This is a genomic window from Hymenobacter agri (assembly GCF_054778495.1).
Window position 1 is genome coordinate 1 of sequence record NZ_BAAGZM010000666.1, and the last position, 2,182, is coordinate 2,182.

General features: G+C 64.1%; 2 protein-coding genes. Both read left to right on the plus strand.

Features of this window, described 5'->3' with window-relative positions; all coding sequences use genetic code 11:
• The coding region (locus ACYVDE_RS20810) for a tetratricopeptide repeat-containing sensor histidine kinase (RefSeq protein ID WP_460503454.1) at nt 1–1,731 on the plus strand (1,731 nt) is incomplete at its 5' end.
• 339 nt (nt 1,732–2,070) lie between these two features.
• A partial coding sequence (locus ACYVDE_RS20815) for an FAD-dependent oxidoreductase (protein ID WP_460503455.1) occupies nt 2,071–2,182 on the plus strand: 112 nt, incomplete at its 3' end.

Here is a 2,182-nt window from a genome sequence, read left to right on the forward strand (position 1 = left end):
GCCCGCCGCGTGGGCTACCGCCACGGCGAAGGCGAGGCCCTGAACCGCCTGGGCGCAGCCCTGCGCGAAAGCAACCTGGCCCGCTCGCTCGAGCTGTTTCAACAGTCGCTGCGCATTGCCCGCGCCACCCACGACCAAGCCCTCACGGCCCAGAACTTGCGCAGCATCGGCATTCTATACGTGTATCTGCGCGACCGGCGGCAGGCGCTGAGCTACTACTTTCAGGCCCTGAAAATAGGGGAGCAGCTGCACGACGAGCGCCGCGTGGTGCTGGAGCTGAGCAATATCGGCCTAGCCTACGATGTGTTTGGCCAGCTCGATTCGGCCCAGCTCTACCAGGAGCGCGCCTTGGCCCTGGCCCACCGCCTGCACACGCCCACCAACTACATTCTCTACGGCCTGGGCAATGCCGCCCGCCGCCGCGGCGAAGTGGCCCTGGCCCGCCGCTACTATCGCCAAAGCATTGCCGAATCGAAAAAGGTTGGCCACCTGCGCAGCCTCAACTTCGCCTACGTGGGCCTGGCCGAGCTGTACCAGCAAATGGGCCGGCTCGATTCCAGCATCTACTTTGCCCGCCTGGGCTGCCAGGCCGGCAGCACCAACGGCTTCCTGCGTGGGGTGCTCAATGCCAGCACCCTGCTGACGCAGGACTTCAAGCGGCGCGGCCCGCCCGACAGTGCCCTCAAGTACCAAGGCCTGATGCTGGTGATGAAGGACACGCTGTTTGGGCAAGAGAAGGTGATGCGCCTGCAAAACCTCAACTACCGCGAGCAGCAGCGGGCCCAGCAGGCAGCCGCGGCCCAGGCTGCGCTGCGGGCCCGCTACCGCACCTTTGCGCTGGTGGCCGGGCTGCTGGGCTTGTTGGTGCTGGCCGTTATTCTGGCCCGCCACGCCCGCCAGCAGGAACGCGCCCGCCTGGCGCTGGAGCAGTCGCTGGCCGAGCTGAAAACCGCCCAGGAGCAGCTGGTGCAGCGCGAGAAAATGGCCTTTCTGGGCGAGCTCACGGCCGGTATTGCCCACGAGTTGCAGAACCCGCTCAACTTCGTGAAAAACTTTGCCGAAGTGAGCACCGACCTGGTGGAGGACATGGGCAGCGACGGGCCCGGCCGCAACACCGCCCTGCAAAGCGAGATTCTGGCGGGCCTGAAGCAGAACCTGCAGCAAATCAGCCAGCACGGGCAGCGCGCTACGTCCATCATCAAAGGCATGCTCGAACACTCGCGCAGCGGCACCGGCCAGCGCGAAACCGTGAACCTGAATACGCTGGTGAGCGACAGCCTACGCCTGGCGCAGCAGGGCCTGCGCACTAAAGACAAGGAATGCGACGTGCTGGTGACGACGGCCTTTGCCCCCGGCCTGCCGGCGGTAGCGGTGGTGCCGCTGGATATGGGCCGCGTGCTCATCAACCTGTTCACCAACGCGTTTTATGCTCTGCAACAGCGCCAGCGCCAGCAGCCCGCCGACACGGCCTACCGTCCCGAACTGACGGTGACCACGGCCGCCGTGCCGGGCGGGGTGGAAGTACGCATCGGCGACAACGGCACGGGCATGAGTGAGGCGGTGCAGGCCAAAATTTTCCAGCCCTTTTTCACGACCAAGCCGGTGGGCGAGGGCACGGGCCTGGGCCTGAGCATGAGCCACGACATCGTGACCACCGGCCACGGCGGCACCCTGCGCGTAGAAAGCCGCGAGGGCGAGGGTACCGAATTCGTTCTTAACTTGCCGGCTTAAAAGCCGATTTATTCTTGGGTTATTTCTACTTGTGGGCTTGTTGTACCGCGCGGGCTGCTGCTGCCTATGCGCTGTTTTCTGCTGCTAACTGGTGGTTGCCAGCTGGTTGTGGCGGTTGCGCGGCGCGGCTTTTTGCGGAGCGCTCAGCTGCCGTGGCTAGAGCATCAGCGGCGTACGCGGCAAGGAAGATGAATTGGCGCAGTGCCCAATGCTTGTTATCTCGTTGCCAGTAAATAGCTTAGTGGGTTATACGGCCGAAGCTGGGTTTGCCGGGCGCATTGCTTGCTTCGTGCTTCTTCTCTAACTAATTGATGACGAAACACCTACTCTTCTAACTACATGGCGAAACCAACGGTGGCAATTTTTGGCGGCGGCGTGGCGGGCATGAGCGCCGCCCACGAGCTGGCCGAGCGCGGCTTTGCCGTGGCCGTGTACGAGCGGCAGCCCGAGT